The following is a 16,244-nucleotide window of genomic DNA, read 5'->3' as shown; positions in this document are numbered from 1 at the left end:
GGCGCGCAGGCCGAAGTCCGGGCCGCGTTCGTCCAGCGCGTAGCAGACCTGGTTGGTGGCGCAGCGCAGCAGGCCGTCGGCACTGCTGGCGGCGGGCAGGCCTTCGAGTTCGACCAGGTCGTGCACATCGAAGTTGGACACGCCCCATTCGCGGATCGCACCGCGGGCTTTTTCGGCCTCGAAGGCATCCACTGTTTCGGCCAGCGGCACGCCGCCGCGCCAGTGCAGCAGGTAGACGTCGATCACATCCAGCCCCAGCCGCTGGCGGCTGCGGTCACAGGCCGCCGGCACGCCCTTGCGGCTGGCGTTGTGCGGGTAGACCTTGCTGACGATGGTCAGCTCCTCGCGGCGGACCTCGCCCGCACGAAGCGCCTCGGCCAGCGCCTTGCCGAGCACCGTCTCGGCGCCGCCTTCGCCGTACATCTCGGCGGTGTCGAACAGCCGGTAGCCCAGCGCGATGGCGTGGCGGATGGCGGCGACCTCCAGCGCCGCTGCGCGCGTGGATTCGCCCATCTTCCAGGTGCCCAGCCCGAGGGCCGGCACCCGCTCGCCGGTGGGCAGTGAAACGGTGCGAACAGGATTCATCGTGATGCGGGCGTTGGTTTGGGTTTGAGCAGGTAGGCCGACTGCGCCGCAGTGAGCGTGTTGAACGCGGTGCCGGTGATCCAGCCGTTTTCATTGATGGCCGCCGCGTTGGCCAGCACCCAGCCAGCCTGGCGCGTGGCCAGCGAGAGCACGCTGTTGAGGTCGGTCGCCACGCCATCCTGCCACAGCACCGCGTGCGAAGCGGCGTTGGCCAGGGTGAGGCTGTAGCCGACGATCTGGCCGGCGTTGTTGATGTCCGTGGCCAGGCTCAGCGAGCCGCCCAGCGTGCCCAGGTCCACGGGGCTGTCGTTCTGCCACCAGGTGGCCGTCTGGCCGTTGGAGCCGACCACCTCACCTGCGTCATTGATGCCGTAGCCGTAGCCCGGGCCCAGGTCGGTCGGCACGCCGCCGGTCCAGCGCACCGCGTGCACGGCCACGTTGCCTGTCACCGCGCTTTGGCCGGCCACCTGGCCGCTGGTGTTCACCGCATAGGCGCCGCTGTAGCTGCCGCCCAGCGTGCCCAGGTCGGTCTTGCTGCTGCCCTGCCACACGGTGGCGTGGCTGTTGTTCGGGTCGCTGGGGCTGAAGTTGCTGAAGCCCACCACCACGCCCTTTGTGTTGATGGCGTAGGCGATGCTGGTGCGGCCGCCCAGCGTGCCCAGGTCGGTCGCCACGCCGTTTTTCCACAAGGTGGCGTGGGTGTCGCCCTGCACCGTCAAGCTCTTGCCGGCCGCCCAGCCGCGCAGGTTCACGCCTTGCGCCACCGAAGCGCCCGGGCCGCCCAGGCCAGGCAGCGCCGCCGGCGTGGCCTGCTTCCAGCGCGTGGCCTGCGCCGGGCCGTCGTCCGCGAAGCCGGTGGAACCGACGACCTGCCCCAAATCGTTCAGGCCATTGGCCCCGCTTTGCACGCCGCCCGCCAGCGGTGCCAGCAAGCTGAAGCTGTAGCGCTGCTGGGCCTGGGCTTGCGCGCCCGCCAGGGCGGTGGCCAACAACAGCGAGGCGGTGACAGCGAGGTGTCGGCTCATGGGGGCTCCTTCAGATGCAGACCACGCATCACAGGTGGCCGAGCAGGCCAGTATGGGCCGCCACGCGAGGGCCGACAAGCTGACGAACGCGGGATGCGAAAGACGCACCGTGCCGGCCGGCCATGCTGCGCTGCAGCGTCGATGTGGCCAAGCGCAGCCTGCACACAGCTCGGCCTGGCCCAGCTTCGCTGCGATTGCTGCCCGACACTTCACGCGGCCGCCAAATCCTTCAAAACAAAACATTTGGAGACGAGCTGCGCAAAAGGATCAGAATAGGCACCTGATTGGCGCAGATCCTTCGCCGATGGCAACGCCGCACAGTCACTGATGCGGAGCTCTGTCGAGCATGAACACATTGCGGTCGTTGTCGGGGACAGCCCTGGACTTCTCGTCGATGCGGGCTGCGACAGCGAGCACAAGCGCTCCAGCGAGTGGCCCAGATGCAGGAACCTGATGCTTATGCGGCCAGCAGCGCCGACGCGGTGGTGACGGTCCCGAGCGAGCTGGAAGTGCTGCGTGCAAAGGTCGCCGAACATGAACGCGCTCCGAGGGGCGGCGGACTGGTGGACCTGCTGCGCCACGACGAGTTGCAGTTTCGCCGCGTTGTCGAGGAAATGTCCGAGGGCCTGATGGTCTTCGACGTTGAAGGCAATGTGGTCTTCCAGAACCGCGCCTCGTTGCGCCTCCATGGTTTCGACGAAACAGAGCGCGGCGAGATGGGCCGCGCAGCGCTGCCGGTCCTGTGGGAGGGATGGGACCCCTCTGCGCGACGACTCGAGATCGGAGACTGGCCTGCATCGCGTGTGCTGCGCGGCGAACAGGTGCAGGATCAGGTGCTGCGGGCCGTCCGCCGCGACACCGGCAAGGAGTTCTGGGCAAGCTACAACGGCTCGGCGCTCCACGATGCGGAGGGCAAGGTGAATGCCTCCTTCATCACCATCCGGAATATTTCGCCCCAGGTGCGCGCCACCGAAGCCCTGCGCATCAGCAAAGAGCGTCTCGGCCAACTCTTCCACTCCGAAATGATCGGCTTGTTCTACTGGGAACTCGAAGGCGGGATCACCGATGCCAACGACAAGTTCCTGCGGATGGTTGGCTACACGCGCGGCGAGCTGCTGGCCGGAAAGCTGAGCTGGTCGGCCTTGACGCCGCCCGAGTACGGATTGCGCGACCAGGCGGCGCTGCGCCAGTTGAATGCCGAGGGCGTGGGCACGCCCTACGAAAAGGAGTTCATCCACAAGGACGGCACACGCATTCCGATCCTGATCGGGTCGGCGAGCCGCGACGGCGAACTCCGGGAAGGGACCGCCTTCGTGCTGGACATCAGCGATCGCAAGCAGGCAGAGGCAGAGACGCAGCGACTGGCTGCCATCGTCGAATCATCCAATGACGCCATTGTCAGCAAGGCGCTGGACGGGCGCATCGCGAGCTGGAACCGGGCGGCCCAGACCATCTTCGGCTATTCCGCCGAGGAGGCCATCGGGCAGCCGGTTCAGATGTTGATCCCGACACACCGGCAGGACGAGGAGATGCGCATCCTCGCGGAGTTGGCACTGGGCAAGTCCGTGCCGGCCTTCGACACGGTTCGCCTGCGGCAAAACGGAGAACAGATCGATGTTTCCGTCACCATCTCGCCGATCAAGGATGCTGCGGGCCGCGTGATCGGCGCTTCGAAAATCGCCCGCGACGTCTCGCGCCAGCGACGGGCAGAGGCCGCCCTGCGCGACAGCGAGGCGCGCCTACGCTTCACACTAGACGCCGCCCGCGTCGGTGCCTGGAACCTCGACCTCGCGACCGGCGCCATGCAGCATTCCACACGCCATGACCAATGCTTCGGCTACGGCGAACAGCAGCCGGACTGGCATCTCGACACATTCTTCCAGCACGTGCATCCGGAAGACCGGGCCGAGGTCGAGCAGAGCCTGCAGGTGGCCATCACCGAGCTGCGCGACTGGCGCGTCCAGTGCCGTGTGGTCTGGCCCGATGGGTCCCTGCACTGGATCAGCCAGCACGGCAGCGTCCAGCGCGAAGGCGGCAGGGCCACGCACATGCCTGGCATCGTGATCGACATCACCGAGCAGCGTGAGGCAGAGCGCGCGCGGCTGGAGGTGCAGCGGCTGGAGGCCGAGAACCGGCAGATCCAGGAGGCCACCCGGCTCAAGAGCCAGTTCCTGGCCAACATGTCGCACGAACTTCGCACGCCGCTCAACGCGGTGATCGGCTTTGCGGAACTGATGCAGTCGGGCTTCGTCAAGCCCGATTCGCCCAAGCACCAGGAATTCCTCGGCCACATCGCCAACAGCGGACGGAACCTGCTGCAGTTGATCAACGACGTGCTGGATCTGTCCAAGGTCGAGTCGGGCAAGTTCGAGTTCTTCCCGGAGCCCTTGGACCTGGCCTCGATCCTGAAGGAGGCACAAGCCGTTCTGCACTCGGCGACCAGCCGCAAGGACATCGTCATCTCGATGGCCATCGATGCCGGCCTGACCGACCTGAGGCTGGACCCGGCACGACTGAAGCAGGTGCTCTACAACTACCTCTCGAACGCCATCAAGTTCTCCGCATCGGGCGGGCATGTCGTGGTGCGGGTCATGGCCGAGGGAGCCGAACACTTCCGGGTCGAAGTCGAAGACTCGGGCATCGGCATTTCGCCGGCCGACCTGCCACGCCTGTTCACCGAATTCCAGCAACTGGACGCGGGCTACAGCAAGCAGCACCAGGGCACCGGCCTGGGCCTGGCGCTGACGCGCCGGCTGGTCGAGGCGCAGGGTGGCCAGGTCGGCGTGCGCAGCACGGTGGGGGTGGGCAGCGTGTTCCATGTCGTGCTGAACAGGGTGCATGGACAAGACACCCAGCGCGCCGAAGCCGCGGCGCGGAGGGTGCAGGAACGGGAGGCCGGCCGCGTGCTGGTGATAGAGGACGACCAGCGCGACCAGGCACTGCTGGTCGACGCGCTCTCGCAGGCAGGCTTCGAGGTGGATGCCGCTGCGGACGGCCCGTATGCGTTGCGCCGGGCACGTGAAACGGCCTATGCGGCGCTGACGCTGGACCTGAGCCTGCCGGGCATGCGCGGGCTGGAACTGCTGGGCGACATCCGCAGCCGGGGGGCAAGCCAGGCGTCGCCAGTGGTTGGCGTGACCATGCCGGCGGACCTGGCAATGAGTGCCACCTTCGCCATTGCCAACGTCCTGTGCAAGCCCATCCGCGGCGACGAAATCACGTCGGCCATGATGCGCTTCAGGTTGCCGGCACCGGGACGCGCCAATGTCATGGTGATCGACGACGACACGGCGTCGCTCGACTTGATGTGCGCGACGCTGAAGAGCATCGGCATCGACGCCGTCTGCTTCCAGGATGGCCGCCAGGCGATGCAGGAGATCGACCACTGCCGCCCAGATGCCATCCTGCTCGACCTGATGATGCCGGAGTTCGACGGCTTCCAGGTGCTCGACGCCTTGCAACGCATGCCGGCCTGGCGCGAGGTGCCGGTGTTCATCTGGACCAGCATGATGCTGACCGACGACGAATATGCGATCCTGGCCCGGTCGGCGCGCGCGATCCTGGTCAAGGGCGGCGGCGCCATGGCGGCGGTGCTGGAAAGCGTGCGACGCTGGGGCCAGCCCGCTGCGACGCATGCGGGGTGAAGCCGTGAGCAAGCCCCGCGTGCTGATCGTCGACGACAACGCGATGAACATCGCCATCGCCCAGTTCGTGTTGCTGGCCGCGAAGTTCGAGGTAGACACCGCTGCCGACGGTGCGCAAGCGATTCAGAAGGCAGCGTCTTTCAGGCCGGACCTGATCCTGATGGACATCCAGATGCCAGGCAAGGACGGGCTGGAGGTGACACGGGAACTGAAGGCGGACCCGGCCACGCGGCACATCTGCATCGTGGCCTTCACCGCCTTTGCGATGCAGGGAGACGAGGCCAGGATGCGCGCCGCTGGCTGCGATGGCTATCTGTCCAAGCCGATCGACGTCAAGCAGTTCGGCTCGCAGGTGCTGGCCTGCCTGGCAGCGTCAAGGACGCCCCGCGCAGTCTGACTCGCACCGCGAGCGTGCACCTGGCGCTCCGTCGCCCTCTTCGTGGCCCTGGCGAACCCGAACTCAGGCACCACCCGGCAGCGGCGCCGCAGGATGCACCAGCCCCGCCTGGCGCAGCTCGCGCCAGAAGTCGGCCGGCACCACCTCGTTCAGCGCAGCGCGGTCTTCGGCGATGCGGCTGGGCTGGCTGGCGCCGGGGATGACGGCGGCCACCGCCGGGTTGGCAAGCGAGAACTGCAGGCCGGCGGCCTTCATGCTGACACCGTATCGGTCCGCGATGGCCTTGATCTTCGCGACCTTGGCGAGGATGGCGGGCTTGGCCGGGGCGTATTCGAAGTTCGGACCGCCGACCAGTGCGCCCGAGCTGTAGGGACCGCCGACGACGATGCCCAGGCCGCCTTCGGTGACCTTGGGCATCACACGCTGCAGCGCGAGCTCGTGGTCCAGCAGCGTGTAGCGGCCCGCGAGCAGAAAACCATCGGGCCGCGGGGCTTCGAGGTCCAGCAGCAGCTCGATGGCCTCCACCTTGTTGACGCCCAGGCCCCAGGCCTTGATGACGCCTTCGTCGCGCAGCCGGTCCAGCGCCTTGAAGGCGCCCTTGCGCGCGCTCTCGAAGGCGGCCAGCCATTCGTCGCCGTAGAAGTCCTGCGCCAGGTCGTGCACAAAGGCGATCTCGATGTGGTCGGTCTTCAGGCGCTTCAGGCTGTCTTCGATCGAGCGCAGCGTGGCGTCGGCCGAGTAGTCGTTGACGATCTTGTTGGGCCGGCCGTGCTTGAAGACGCCGCCCTTCTCGCCCATGTCGCGCGCGTTCACGTCCTCGACTTCGTCAAGGATCAGCCGGCCGACCTTGGTGCTGATGACGTATTCGCTGCGCGGCTTGCCTTCCAGCGCCTGGCCCATGCGAATCTCGGCCAGGCCGGCACCGTAGAGCGGCGCGTTGTCGAAGTAGCGGATGCCGTCGTTCCAGGCCGCTTCCACCGTGGCCTGCGCCTCGGCTTCGGGAATGTCGCGGAACATGTTGCCCAGCGGCGCGGTGCCAAAGCCGAGCTTGCCGGGGAAAAGGTCCTTGAATGCCATGGTGTGTTTCCTTTTGTCAAAGCGGGTTGAAGTGCTCAGGCGGCCGCGGTCTCGGTCGCTTGCGTGAGCGGATGGGCAAGGCTAAATCGGGCATGGCCCTCGGCACCACCACCGAAGAAGGCAGCCACGGGTGCCTCGAACAGGGGAGTGTTCTCTCGCAGGCGGGTGGGGGTGAACAGAATGTCGGTCGACATGGCGGGCGCTCTGTGCAACTGGAGGACTCGTTGGCTTGGAACGAATGATGAAGACTCCGTCTCAATTCATCCAATTTATCTGTTGAATTCCAGACATTCACAAAGCAATATATCTGGATGCGCTACGACCTGAACCTGCTGCCGGTGTTCCTGACCCTGATGGAGGAGCGCAGCGTGACCCGCGCAGCCGAGCGCCTGGGCATCACGCAGCCGGCGCTGTCCAACGCGCTGACGCGGCTGCGCACGCTGCTGCAGGACCCTCTGTTCATCCGCGAGCGCTATGGCATGCAGCCTACGCAGAAGGCCGAGGAACTGGCCCCCGTGATGGCCGCCGCGCTGGCCAGCCTGGACGACCTGATCCTCGGCCAGCAGGCCTTCGACCCGGCCAAGGCCCGGCTGCAGCTGATCCTGGCGCCGAACAGCTATGTGGAATACACGCTGATGCCGGCCATCGTTGCGCGGCTGCGCGCGCAGGCGCCGGGCATCAGCCTGCGCCTGGCGCCTTTCGGCACGGACCTGGCCGAGACCGGCGTGATCTCGGGCAGCACCGCGCTGGTGATGGGCCGCTTCGTGGACCCGCCGGACAACCTGATCGTGCAGCACCTGATGGACGACGGCCTGGCCTGCGTGGTGCGCGCGGACCATCCGCTGGTGACCGGCCAGAAGATCAGCAAGAAGCAATACGAGCAGCTCAAGCATGTGAACGTGCTGCCGCCTGGCCGGCTGCGCGCCGGGCTGTTCCAGGCGCTGCAGCGCGAAGGGCTCAAGCGCGAGGTGGCCGTCTCGGTCACGCACTTCCTCTCGGTGCCCGAAATGGTGGCGGTGACCGACTGCTGCGCCACGCTGCCCGGCCTGATCTGCCGTCGCCTGGCCAGCGACACGCGGCTGAAGGTGCTGCCCACGCCGGTGGACCTGGGCACGTTTCCGGTCGAGATGGCCTGGCACGTGCGCTGGCGCAACGACCCGGCGCACCGCTGGCTGCGCGGGGTCATTGCCGAGGTGGCGACCGAGGTCTCGCAGGCGCCTACCTGAAGCCCGGCGCTGCCCTCGCCTGGCGGGGACGCGATGGCAGTGCTGTCACGGCGCGCCGCCCACCCACCGACAAGGGAACGAAATACGGATCCGACACCGAGAGGAATCCACCAGTGATGACCGCCGTGGTGCCCGCGCCGGGGATCTGGCGGACCGGGTCCTCCAGCAGCACCGTCCCGTTGAACCCGATGGTCCGCTGGCCCTGATCATCGAGCGCCGAGACCGTGACACCCGCGCAGGCATCCGCCAGGCACGAGAAGCTGCGCGTGTCTCCCGCGGTTTGCAGGAAGATCTTCAGCACGGTGTTGCCGGACAGGACCACGTGGATGGTGTTGAGTGGGGACACGCTGCCGTCGATCGGGACCACGTAGGTCGAGACGCTGAAGTCGACCGCATCATCGATGCCGGGGACGTAATACGGGTAGGCGCTCTTGAAGGTGTAGTAATCGTCGGAGCTGGGCGGCGGTGGGCAGACGTCCAGTGCCGGCGTGCTGTCACTGAAGCTGACGGTGTTGTGCTCGATGCTGGTGCTGCAGTCCGGGGTGAATCCCGCGCCGGGCACCCGGTTGCTCAGTGTTGCAGTGACGGTCATTGCCACGGCGCTGCCGAGACGGCCTTCGCTGTCAACTGCCGACATCGGCACGTTGTGCAGCGCGAAGTTGCGCGCGCGCAGTGGGTCGCCATATTCGTCCACGCTGTCCAACGGTTCGCTGATGGTGACGCCGGTGCAGGCCGCTTGCTCGCAGCGGTACAGCGTCAGGGGGTTGCCAGTCTCGGGGTCGTACCACCACACGTCGATGCTGGCAACGCTCGTACCGTCGCTCACCAGTTCCAGGTAGTAAGGTTGGTCGCCGTCCTGGCTGCCCCAGTTGTAGTCGGCCTGAGACGCTCGTTTGTTGGCGCCGGCCTCGTACATGCAAAGGCCTCGTACGCCGCCAGCGGGATCGAGCAGGTAGAACTTGTCGTTGTCGCAAGGCAAGGTGGGCAAGGCTCCCGCGCCGGCCAGTGCACCGTCAAGGGCGACCTTGGTGCCAGCCTGCGCGCGGAGTTGGACGCCGGCCAGCGTGATCGGCACCGTGTCGTCCGCGGTCAACGCGCCGACCGTGGCACCGGCGCATGCGGTCTGGCTGTCGCAGCCAAAACTGCCTTCTCGGGTGACGTAGGCGATCCGGATGACGGCCCCGTTTTTCACCCTCAGGGCCAGCGTCGATCCCTCGATGTCGGCGAAGTTGAAAACGCGGACGAGATTGCCGCTCATGAACTGCGAGCTGCTGTCCTTCTGGCAGAAGTGGTTGGCAGCAATGCCGCCCGTCACCGCCACACGGGTGCGACTGCAGCGCTGCTTCTGGGCAGCGACCTCGCCGGCCAACTGCGCCAGGCTCGAAGTGGCCGCGGTGAGCGCGTTGTTGAGCACGACGATCTGGTCGAACATCGCATCGCCGGGTGCGTTCTGCATCGGCGTGGTGACCCAGTTCTGGCTTGCGATGGACGAGTTCAGCTCGACCTGGCTCACGCGTGCCAGGTAACGCGTCACCTCGGCCTGAGCGGTCGCCACCTCGGCGTCAGTGAACGCCGGCACGCCACCTTGCCCTGCGAGGGTGTTGTCGAAGTAGGCGGCAGGGTCGGTCCCGAGCAGCCAGGCGGTTGTCAGCGTCGTCAGTGGCGTCAGGTTGGCCGTGCCGTCCCTGGTTGCCGGGGCGAGAAGGCGAATGCCGTCCAGCACATTGGCCGACAACAGGTAAGGCGGCGCCAACTGATCCAAGGTCACGTTGTAGTGGGTGGTGACCGTGACGGCGCTCGTTTCGCGCGCGATGCCTGCGCTGCCTTTCACACCGACGTCCAGGCCGCGAAAGTTGCCCATGTCCATCACCACGCCGTCGCTCACCGTGCCGCTCATCGAGGGCGGGACGGTCGCAGAGGGCGCCTCGCTGCTGCCCTCACCGCCGCCTCCGCAGCCGCACAGTGCCAGCGCGATCACGCACGCCGCGCTGCGCGCCATCGAGCGAGGTAGAGCCGCTGATCGAGGGCTGGTTGCGACAGGGTTGGCGTTGAGCTGAGGTTTCACGCGACGACGACTCGGTTGGGTTGGCAGGGTGTTCACGGCAGGGGCAGCCGGCCGTTCACAACCATGGATTCGGCCGAGCCTCCGCTGCCGCTCGGCATCAGCGTCGTGCCGGCAAACGCGATGCTGCGCAGTCCTGGGGGTGCGCCGTGCTCGGCGTCCTCGATGGCAACACCTGTGCAGGCGCCGCCTTCGCAGGCGAGCGAGCCCATCTCGACGCGCGAGACCCGCCCGTGCTCGTCAACGCGAATGCGCAGCGCCGGTCCTGCGTACGGCAGGTAGCCGATTTGTTCACCGCCGCCCGGCAGGCTGCCCTGCTCGTTGCCGGCATCAGCGCAGAACTTGCTCACCTGGCCGCTGCTGGCAACCAGCGCGAGCGCCTCCCCAGCGCAGGCCGACTCGTCCACGGCTGGGACGGCCAGCGCTGCGCTCACCCGGATCGGGGCCGCTGTGGCATCGGCATCGACCATCGCCGGCGCGAAGTCGGCAGCACGCATGCCTTTTGGGCGCTGCGGTGGCAGTACCCGCAACAGCGTGTCGGCGAGCACGATGCGATGGGTCGAGTTCGGCTGGTTCTGATCGAAGCTCACGCCTGCACAGCCGGCCTCGTTCTCGCTGCAGCCGTAGCGCGCGCCTTGTGCACTCGTCAAGGTGAGCCGATGCACGACGGGGCCGATGGTCTCTGCACGCAGCGTCCAGCCGGAGGTGCCGCCGATGGTCTGGACCTCGTGGATCAGGGTTTCGCCGCTGCGCCGTGTGCTGGTCGGCGTGGCGCATCGAGGTTCAGGCGGCATGGCGCCAAGCGCCAGCCTGATGCTTTGGGCCGCGCAGGCAGGTGACGAGTCCGAGGGAGCGCGTGCGCGTGCCAACGGCGCTGCTTCGGCGAGCGAGGCAGTGAGCGCCACGAATGGCGTCGCCTCGGAACGCACCGCGGCGGCGGGCTGCGGCGAAGGCCGGGGCGAATCGTCCGCCCCGACCATCCACCACCAGGCAAGCAGCAGCGCCAGGCCGGCGACTGCCAACCCGGCAACTGCCAACCGGGCGATGGCCAGCCCACCTGCCCGCCCGGAGCCTTGCATCGCGGTCGCGCTCATCGCCTGTTCCGGCTGCGGCAGCGTGTCACTGGCAGACGTAGCCCGACATCAGGACCTCGATGTCCGACTGGCCTTCTTCGCCACCTTCATGCAACCGCAGCTTGGAGGTGTGGGCCACCGTGTCGATGCCGGTGGCGCAGGTCAGGCGCGCGAAGACCCACGGCGACCACGGGCTGCTGATGCCATCGGGGTCCAGCGCGTTGGTGTCGGCCCGGAAGTTGATCCAGGTGTTGTCGCGCGTCGGGTTCAGGCCGCTCGGCGAGCCCGCGTACTCCCCCAGGCCCTTCTTCGTGCGGCCCGAATACTCGAGGTACTTGTTGGCCTGGGCCGTGTCCACATTGGTGCCGCCAGCGACCGTTCCCATGAAGTAGGCGATCTCCACCGTCGCGCCGGTGGGCACGGCATGGAACATGTCGTTGATCTCGAAGGTCTCGCCATCCGAGTTCCAGGTCGATGTCGTGTTCAGGTTCGCTCGCATGCCGAAGATGAACTTGTTGGTGGCGTCGCAAGTGCTGCCGTTGGTGCTGTGGCACCAGACCCGTTCGTAAAGCTTGCCGACCACGGCGGTGCCCGTGTCGCCGGTGACCGAGATGTTGGTCGTGCGCTGCGGTACCGAGGTCGCGACGATGTAGCCGTCTGCTGCGTAGCTCGGCAGCGCGGTGATCTTGCAGGTGGCCAGCGTGGCCGATTGGGTGCCGCTCGCGCTCTTCGGATTGCAGGTCGAGAGCACGGGGCTGCCAGAGTCGCTGACGGTGACCCAGCCGGCCTGCGCGCCCGCATGGCAGAGCAGGCCGGCGGCGGCAATGGCAGAGAGCAGGAATCGAGATGTCATGGTGTCTCCTTCGTGTTGTGCGCGGGAACTTCCCGCGCGTTGATGAAGCGATTTGGAGAGGGGTGCGCGCGCCTCATGGTCGGGCGTCGAAGTCGTAGTTCAGCCCGACGAAGATGCCGCGCGGCGCGCCTGGCCCGACGAAGGTGCTGTTCTGCCATTCGCTGGAGTTGTAGTTCCAGCCGCTGGCGCCGATGGCGCCGTTCACCGAGGGGGCGAAGGGGTTCACGCCCAGCCGGCCGGCCGAGGCATAGCCGCGGTCGAAGAGGTTGGTGACCTGCAGGAACACGCTGGTGCGGCGGTTGATCTGGTAGCTGGCGTCGAGGTTGAACACCGCGTAGCCGCCCAGCCGGCCCGAGTTGGCAAAGGGCCGGCCGACCGGCACCAGGTCCTGTTGGAAACCGGTCGCAGCGCACTGCGCCGGCTGGCAGGAAAACAGGCCGGTCTCCTGGTCGCTGCCGCTGGCTTGATGCCGGTTGTTTTCGTTGCCTCGCACATAGGTCGACGAACGAAACTGCATGCCGAGGCCCAGCTTCAGACCCTCGCCGGCGCGCCAGCGGGACTGCAGGTTCAGCGTGTGCAACGGGATGCCGGGCATGCGGTCGCCCGGCTTGACCAAAATCGTGCGGTAGGTGCCGAGGCCGCTGTTGTCACCGGCTGTCGGCGAGGGCAGGTAGACGATGCCGCCGCTGGCGATGCCCTGCGAGTTCTGGTTGAAGTCGGCGCTGCTGTTGTGCGGGCTGGTGACGTAGAACGGGCTCTGGAAAGTGGCCTCGGTATGGGCGTAGTCGACGCTCAGCTCAAAAGGCCCTGCGCTGCCCTTGAGCCCCAGCTCCGCGCCTTGCCGGCGGGTCTTGCCGATGGTGTCGAAGAAGCTGCGGCCATCGGCCACGCCGACGTAGTAGATGTCGTCGTGCAGGTCGGTGCGGAACAGGCTGAAGTTCCACTGCAGGTTGGCGGTGGCCTGGCTGAACTGGCCACGCGCGCCCAGTTCGCCCGAGAGCGAGCGGATCTGCGGCAGGTACGGGTCGCCGGACAGCGTGGTCGGCAGGTTGCAGCCCGGCCCGCGCAGGCTGCGCGCAATCGTGCCGCCTTCCGGGTGAGTGGGGTCTATGGGCACGGGCGTGTCGTCGAAGGCGCAACCCAGCTCCACCACTGAGGGCACGCGTGCCCCGCGGCTGAGGTTGGCGAACATGTTCAGGCCGGCAGCAGGACGCCAGTTCATGCCCAGTGCGGGGTTGAACGAGCGGTAGTCGAAGCTCTCTTCGGTGTTGCTGGTCGAGAAGACGTACTTGTCCAGGTTCTTGTTGTTCACACGCAGCTCGTGCAGCGCGACGTCGCCCTCGGACGATCTCACCAGCAATTGGTTGCTGACGCGGGTGAAGTTGTAGCGGGCCGACGAGGTCAGCGTGAACTCGGGGGCTGGTGTCCAGGTGTCGCTGAAGTAGAGGCTGCCGGTGGTGGAATGCCCGGAGAAGTCGTTGCCCGGCACGTCGTTGGCTGCGGCGTAGTACTGGTCGCCAATCGCGTCGGGATCGGAGTAAACGTTGTGGGAGGCGTCGATCAGCCCCAGGCGCTGTGTCAACTCGTAACGGGTGCTGTTGTGGTCGACCGAAGCCCCGACCATCGCGGCGTGGGTCTTGAGGTTCCAGTTGAGCTGACCGGCGGCACCCGTCGTGGTCTGGTCGAGATGCGTCCTGCTGATCAGCCCGATGGGTGTGCCCACGATCACGCCGCTGCCGGCACTGAACGGGTCACTCGCACCGTTGCGGCCGACGACGATGGCCTCGCTGCCGGGAGGGGCTGCCACCTTGTCGTAGGTGATGCTCATGTCCTCGAAGCCTTCGTAGACATCGCCGTTGAAGCCGTGGCGGCTGCTGGTGCGCCGGTAGACGCGGCCGGTGAGGCTGGTCGTGTCAGAGAGGTCGTAGATGCCCGAGACGGTGAGTTGCAGCAGCTTGTTCCGCGCTTCGTCGGGCGAGGTGTAGACGCTCTCGGGGCGTTGGCGATAGAGCTCGGAGGGGATCAGGCCATTGCCCACCAGGGTGTTGTTCGATGCGAGCACAGTCCCGGTCAGGGTGCCCGACGGCACGGAAACGTCGCCGCGACCGAACAACTGCGCCACGCGCGAAGGCGACGCGTCCCGCCAGCCGTCTTCGTGAAACAGGTTGAGTGCAGCGAAGCCGGCGAGGCCGTCATCGTTGGCGCCACCCGAAAGCTGCATCTGCCGGCGGCCCCACGAGCCGCCAAGCAACGAGGCTTCCACGCCGGGCGCGGAGTAGCCGCTCTTGCTGTGCACCGCAATCGCGCCGCCCAGCGTGTTCAGGCCGAAGAGCGGATTCGAGCCTGGAAAGAGGTCGAAGCGTTCGATGGCGTTGAGCGGGATCAGATCCCAGTTGACGACATCTCCGAAGGGTTCGTTGACGCGGACACCGTCGAAGAATACCGAGAGGCCTTGCGGTGTGCCAATCTGCGGGCTGGCCGTGAAGCCGCGGTAGTTCACGTCCATCTGGAAGGGGTTGCCGGCGTAGTCGTTGATGTTGACGCCCTGCATCTCCCGGTTCATGTAGTCGCCAATGTTCAGCGCACGCGACTCACGGATCTCGGTGCGGGTGGCACTTTGAACGTTGGCCGGAATCTGGTCCTTGGAGACGCCTGAGCCAGGCAGAGGGCCAATGTCGACCGGGCGCTGGCCGCGGATCAGGACGATTTGCGCGGGGGTCGCAGAAGCAGCCGCGTCCGGCGGAGCAGCTGTCTGCTGCGCGACCGCGATGCTGCACCCGGCAATGAGTCCAACCGCCACCAACTTCTGGACAGGCCGATACGGTAAAGCACCGCTCTGAACGTGCATGTGAATGAACCCATTTCGATGGCGTGTTCGCGACCGCGTTGCGGCCATGGCAGAGCTTGAGGCGAGCCGTATTGCCTCCTCGAACCTCGTTGTGATCGCGTCCTGATTTCACGACAGGCATTGCTTTGCATTGCCGCCTTGATGCAACGATATGAGCCAGTACACAGAAAGCATTGGGAAAATTTCCCGCTCACTGGTCGGTGGATTCCCTACGGGCTTCCTGAGCCTGCGAGTGCAGCTTTTTCCGGCGCACGCAGTGCGCGAGCAAGAGCACGTGCCGAGCGCACGGAGAGATGTCGAACGCCATCCTGATGAACGCGATGGCCGCGTGCATCAAGGCGACCGCCAGAATGCGGCCTCACAGACACAGGGCGCTGTCGAGCGTTGGCGAGTTGGCGATTCCGGGAACGCGGCGGAAGCCGATATCGCAGTGGCGATGGTGCGGGGGGCCACATGACCGGCATGTGGCAGAGACCGTGAGTTCGATCGCCGGCGACCAGTGACGGCAATCGCTGCGGAGCGGCCGCGGCCAAGATGCCAAACCAACGGCACCGTGAGGCACCGGCTTTCGTCATCGACCGGCACTGGACCCCAGGTTCACATGAAATTGCGCGTGTGCAGCGCCGCCAGCCGCTCGGCCTCTTCGTTGGCGAAGCCCAGGCGGGTCAGCCGGGCGCGGCGGCCGGTGGCCATGTCGGCCTGCAGGCGCGAGACGGCCTGGTGGCCGCGGGCGACGGCGGCGGGTGTGAGGCCGCCGGAAGCGATCACGACCAGCGAGTCGAAGACCTCTTCGTTCAGGCCAGTGGTGTTGGCCAGCGCCTCGTAGCGCTGCTCCACGGCGTTGCGCAGGCTGTTGAGAAACTCGGGCTGCGCGGCAAGGCGGTGTTCCAGGTGGGCCATGCCAAACGCGACGTGGCGGGCCTCGTCGCGCGCGGCCAGGCGGGCGATCTGGCGGGTCACAGGGTCGGGTGCGTGTTCGTGCAGGAAGTTCAGCAGGTTGACGAAGCTGCCCTCGCCGAGCACAGCCAGCAGGAAGCTGGCAATCGAGAAATCAGGCACCCCAAACAGCGTTTGCAGCGAAGCCTGGCTGCCGGCGGTGGACAGCCCGGGCTCTGCGCCACGCAGCGTGGCGCGGCGGTTGAACACTTCCACGTGCCGGGCTTCGTCTGCGCACTGCAGCGCCAGCAGCTGCATCACCTCACGGTAATGCGGGTGGATCTGGCCGAGGTAGCGCGCGGGCACCAGCAGGGCCGCGTTCTCGTTCTCGATCAGGTAGGTCATGACCTGCACGACCGCGGCTTCCAGCTCGGGGGCCAGGCTGAATTCGGCCTGCCAGTCGACGGCGGTCTCGGGGTCCCACTGCGCCGCCGCCGCTTGCCGGTAGAGCTCGCCGGCGCTGGCGGCCCAGAGCTCGTCGCGCTGGCGAAGGGCGAAATCGAAGGGCGGACTGCCGG

At 66.9% G+C, this 16,244-nt stretch carries 13 protein-coding genes; 4 read left to right on the top strand and 9 right to left on the bottom strand.

The window, feature by feature from the left end:
* Together FKP22_RS05920 and FKP22_RS05915 are read right to left on the bottom strand one after the other, a co-directional pair.
* Positions 1-585, bottom strand: a 585-nt coding sequence (locus FKP22_RS05920; protein ID WP_141286112.1) for an aldo/keto reductase, incomplete at its 3' end; no start/stop codon positions are given.
* Complete coding sequence (locus FKP22_RS05915) at positions 582-1,610, bottom strand: hypothetical protein (protein WP_170200767.1); 1,029 nt, start codon at positions 1,608-1,610, stop codon at positions 582-584. The genes FKP22_RS05915 and FKP22_RS05920, both read right to left, overlap by 4 nt.
* A 440-nt stretch (positions 1,611-2,050) precedes the next feature.
* Here FKP22_RS05915 and FKP22_RS05910 point away from each other — a divergent pair, with 440 nt between their 5' ends.
* A complete protein-coding gene (locus tag FKP22_RS05910; RefSeq protein WP_141286108.1) occupies positions 2,051-5,254 on the top strand; it encodes a PAS domain S-box protein in 3,204 nt (1,067 codons plus the stop codon).
* Positions 5,255-5,258: 4 nt separating this feature from the next.
* Positions 5,259-5,651: a response regulator gene (locus FKP22_RS05905; protein WP_259372427.1), complete on the top strand. Its 393-nt coding sequence runs from the start codon at positions 5,259-5,261 to the stop codon at positions 5,649-5,651.
* 63 nt (positions 5,652-5,714) lie between these two features.
* Here FKP22_RS05905 and FKP22_RS05900 read toward each other — a convergent pair whose 3' ends face one another.
* Both FKP22_RS05900 and FKP22_RS31835 read right to left on the bottom strand, forming a co-directional pair.
* Positions 5,715-6,728: an aldo/keto reductase gene (locus tag FKP22_RS05900; protein WP_141286104.1), complete on the bottom strand. Its 1,014-nt coding sequence runs from the start codon at positions 6,726-6,728 to the stop codon at positions 5,715-5,717.
* A 35-nt stretch (positions 6,729-6,763) separates the two neighbouring features.
* On the bottom strand, positions 6,764-6,922 hold the full coding sequence (locus tag FKP22_RS31835; RefSeq protein ID WP_170200766.1) for a hypothetical protein: 159 nt from the start codon (positions 6,920-6,922) through the stop codon (positions 6,764-6,766).
* A gap of 117 nt (positions 6,923-7,039) precedes the next feature.
* On the opposite strand from FKP22_RS31835, the gene FKP22_RS05895 reads away from it, so the two are divergent.
* Positions 7,040-7,954: a LysR family transcriptional regulator gene (locus FKP22_RS05895; RefSeq protein ID WP_141286102.1), complete on the top strand. Its 915-nt coding sequence runs from the start codon at positions 7,040-7,042 to the stop codon at positions 7,952-7,954.
* Here FKP22_RS05895 and FKP22_RS05890 read toward each other — a convergent pair.
* The 4 genes from FKP22_RS05890 to FKP22_RS05875 all read right to left on the bottom strand — a co-directional run bounded on the left by FKP22_RS05890 (position 7,947) and on the right by FKP22_RS05875 (position 14,742).
* The gene (locus tag FKP22_RS05890; protein ID WP_141286100.1) at positions 7,947-9,851 is read right to left on the bottom strand and encodes a hypothetical protein; all 1,905 of its coding nucleotides are present in this window, start codon (positions 9,849-9,851) and stop codon (positions 7,947-7,949) included. The genes FKP22_RS05895 and FKP22_RS05890 overlap by 8 nt on opposite strands.
* A 200-nt stretch (positions 9,852-10,051) precedes the next feature.
* Positions 10,052-11,110 carry a hypothetical protein gene (locus FKP22_RS05885; protein ID WP_141286098.1) on the bottom strand — a complete coding sequence of 353 codons (1,059 nt, stop codon included), beginning with the start codon at positions 11,108-11,110 and terminating at the stop codon, positions 10,052-10,054.
* A gap of 25 nt (positions 11,111-11,135) precedes the next feature.
* Positions 11,136-11,942, bottom strand: coding sequence for a hypothetical protein (locus tag FKP22_RS05880; RefSeq protein ID WP_141286096.1), 807 nt, complete (start codon positions 11,940-11,942; stop codon positions 11,136-11,138).
* 73 nt (positions 11,943-12,015) lie between these two features.
* Entirely contained in the window at positions 12,016-14,742 is a 2,727-nt protein-coding gene (locus FKP22_RS05875) for a TonB-dependent receptor (protein ID WP_231011282.1), read from the bottom strand.
* A 199-nt stretch (positions 14,743-14,941) separates the two neighbouring features.
* Here FKP22_RS05875 and FKP22_RS05870 point away from each other — a divergent pair, with 199 nt between their 5' ends.
* Positions 14,942-15,247: a hypothetical protein gene (locus FKP22_RS05870; RefSeq protein WP_141286092.1), complete on the top strand. Its 306-nt coding sequence runs from the start codon at positions 14,942-14,944 to the stop codon at positions 15,245-15,247.
* A 140-nt stretch (positions 15,248-15,387) separates the two neighbouring features.
* On the opposite strand, the gene FKP22_RS05865 is transcribed toward FKP22_RS05870, so the two are convergent.
* A partial coding sequence (locus FKP22_RS05865; RefSeq protein ID WP_141286089.1) for a ferritin-like domain-containing protein occupies positions 15,388-16,244 on the bottom strand: 857 nt, incomplete at its 5' end.

This window comes from Ideonella azotifigens, assembly GCF_006519715.1.
Classification (GTDB): domain Bacteria; phylum Pseudomonadota; class Gammaproteobacteria; order Burkholderiales; family Burkholderiaceae_C; genus Ideonella; species Ideonella azotifigens.
Note: the sequence above shows the minus strand (reverse complement) of the source record. Positions and strands in the feature narration are given on the sequence as shown.